Source organism: Candidatus Seribacter sulfatis (assembly GCF_964187635.1).
GTDB lineage: Bacteria > Verrucomicrobiota > Verrucomicrobiia > Opitutales > Seribacteraceae > Seribacter > Seribacter sulfatis.
In genome coordinates this window covers 1-2,755 of the sequence record NZ_CAXLMO010000056.1, presented here as the reverse complement: position 1 = coordinate 2,755, position 2,755 = coordinate 1, and the positions used below count along the sequence as shown (strand labels likewise).

At 41.8% G+C, this 2,755-nt stretch carries 2 protein-coding genes; one reads left to right on the top strand and one right to left on the bottom strand.

All coding sequences use genetic code 11. From position 1 onward, the window contains the following. Positions 1-23: 23 nt before the first annotated feature. A complete protein-coding gene (locus ACKPQ5_RS06005) occupies positions 24-1,346 on the bottom strand; it encodes a Gfo/Idh/MocA family protein (protein WP_407678192.1) in 1,323 nt (440 codons plus the stop codon). Between the two features lie 162 nt (positions 1,347-1,508). Between ACKPQ5_RS06005 and ACKPQ5_RS06000 the strand changes: the two genes are divergently transcribed. Beyond that, entirely contained in the window at positions 1,509-2,501 is a 993-nt protein-coding gene (locus ACKPQ5_RS06000) for a zinc-dependent alcohol dehydrogenase family protein (protein WP_407678191.1), read from the top strand. Positions 2,502-2,755 lie beyond the last annotated feature (254 nt).

The window sequence follows — 2,755 nt, the reverse complement described above, 5'->3', positions numbered from 1 at the left end:
ATTTATTTAAATTTAAATAAATATTAAGTATTTGTTTCGAATCCTTTTCTTTGCTCGCGCTTCTGCCATTGGTTTGCTTCGTCATCACCAATAATTTGTTCCTTTTTCGGGTTCCACTTTAGTTTTTTTCCAAGTCGAATGGAGATATTGGCTAGGTGGCAGGTGGTCATGGCATTGTGGTGAGTGTAGACATCAGAAATCGGATCAGAGCGATCTTTCATGCACTCAAAGAAGTTTTCCATATGATTGGTGGTCTTCTTGCCTTTGTAGACATCCAAGACGGTTTGGGCTGAAAGTGGTTTTTCCTTGAGTTCGTCGACCGAAGGTCCAATTAGCTTTCCACGGGAAACAAATAAGTTTCCTTTAGTTCCTTCAAATAAAATACCATTTCCTTCCTTGGACTGGCTGACGATATTCATCTCCATCTTTTTTGGAAACATACACTTAATATGAAAGTTGTGAGATGTGTTATAATGATCGTCTTTGGTGGGCATTCCATTTTTGAGAGGAATGGGATGTTCTCCAATGATGGGTTCGAGGGAAAGAACCCCCTGCCCTACTCCGTCCTGTTGCATAGCCCACTGGGCAATATCTACATGGTGAGCACCCCAGTCAGTCATTTTTCCTCCGGAGTATTCATACCACCAACGGAATTGGTAGTGGCAGCGTTCCTTAATGTAATCAACAAGAGGGGCTTGTCCGAGCCACATGTTCCAATCGATATTAGATGGCGGATCTGATTTTTTGAAAGGTCCACCTTTAGGCCCACCCCCAATATTACAGGTTACTTTTTTGATTTTCCCGATTCTCCCTTCGCGGATAATCCCAATAGCGGTAAGAAATTTTTGGCCCATTTCACTTCGTTGCTGAGTGCCTACTTGAAATACGCGTCCGGTTTCCTTGGTAACTTTGCAAATTTGCTTACCTTCTTCAATGGTCAGTGTTAATGGTTTTTCACAGTAAACATCTTTTCCTGCCTGCATGGCATGGATAGCAATCCTGCTATGCCAATGATCAGTTGTACCAATGGTAACAAAATCTATGTCCTTGCGATCGAGAATTTTTCGATAATCCTCATAGCCTTTTGCTTTTCCCTGTGCCAATGATTTGTTAACTCGGTCTATACGCTGGGTATCCAGATCGCACACGGCAACGATGTCAGAGAGTCGACGTGCACTGTTGGCGATTCCTGCCCCCCTGCCCCCTACTCCGATTGCACCGAACCGTAAGCGTTCATTAGCTGATTGCTGGGCTTTTCCAATGTAAGGAAAAGAAAGAGTAGATAAAATGGCACCGGAAGCGGAGTGTTTTAGAAAAGATCTGCGATTTTGGTCAATTGATTTCATAAGAATGATTAATCTTTGAGTTTATTGATGGTTCAAGCTTTTAATCATGAAAAAAAGTTTTTTTAAATGGAGCCTTTATTAAAAGAAATGATGTTATCGAAAGAATTTGATTTATAGTGACTGGTAACATTAGCTAACGACTTGGAGATGAAGTTAATCAATATGAAAGCAATTATTTTAAATTCTTACGGGAAGACAGCTAATTTTGAGAAGGCAGAAATACCGTTGCCTAAAATTTTACCCCATCAAGTGCTGGTTCGGGTGGCTGCCTCTAGTGTTAATCCGGTAGACTGTAAAATAAAAAAGGGTTTGTTATCCGTGGGTCCCCCATTACCAGCGGTTCTTCATGGAGATATGTCAGGGGAAATTATGCAAATAGGTGAATCTGTTACAGAATTTAAAAAAGGCGATTTGGTCTATGGATGTGTTGGGGGCTTTGGAGACTTGCCGGGAGTATTAAGTGAATTTGTGGCAGTTGATTCTCAGCTTATTGCTTTGATCCCCAAAAATTTGACGATGGAGGAGGCAGCTAGTTTACCACTAGTCGGTATCACTGCTTGGAATGCTTTAGTAGACAGGGCAAATGTAAGGAAGGGGCAAAGAGTGCTTGTGCATGGCGCAGCAGGTGGAGTTGGCCATATTGGATTGCAATTGGCCAAAGCTTTAGCAGCTGAAGTCCATACCACTGCATCCTCCGATGCCAAGATCAAATTTGGAAAAGAGATTGGAGCGGATGTTCTTATCAATTATAAGAGAGAAAAAGTTGAGGATTACATTTCTACTCACACGAACGGAGAGGGTTATGATGTGGTCTTTGATACCGCTGGAGGAGAATGTTTGGACAACTCTTTTACTGCGGCAAAAATTGGTGGATCGGTAGTGTCTATTGCGGCAAGGGCCAAGCATGACTTAAGCCCAGTACATATAAAGTCTTTGACCCTGCATGTTGTTTTTATGCTATTACCCCTTCTTCGCGGAATGGGTCGAGCTCATCATGGCAATATTTTAAGGAAACTGGGGGAGTTGATTGAAGAGGGTCTTATTCAACCCAAGTTACATAATCGAAAATTTAATTTTGAAGAGGTAGAAGATGCTCACCGTTGTTTTGAAGAGGATGAAATTATGGGAAAGATTTCATTGGTGTCGAACTGGTGAAAGGGTCGATTTTTTTATGACATAAAGAAAGTTTGCCAAAACGATGTAAAATCTTCTATTATCTCAATTCGTTCTTTTATATTTAGCCACTTACCGTATCCGAAGACAACCTAATGTAGGTTACCAACCGAGCACGAGAGCTGCTACGGTGGTACAAGGTCGATTTAACCGGGATGCGCGGTTTTGGCACAACCGAAAATAAGCACTCCTCTAGCTATCCTAGGGAAAGTGCGTTAACCGAGAGGAAAACGCTC

What these genes read in the sequence shown, in the direction of transcription:
- ACKPQ5_RS06005 (WP_407678192.1), bottom strand. Translation starts at nt 1,346, where the DNA reads ATGAAATCAATTGACCAAAATCGCAGATCTTTTCTAAAACACTCCGCT.
- ACKPQ5_RS06000 (WP_407678191.1), top strand. Translation starts at nt 1,509, where the DNA reads ATGAAAGCAATTATTTTAAATTCTTACGGGAAGACAGCTAATTTTGAG.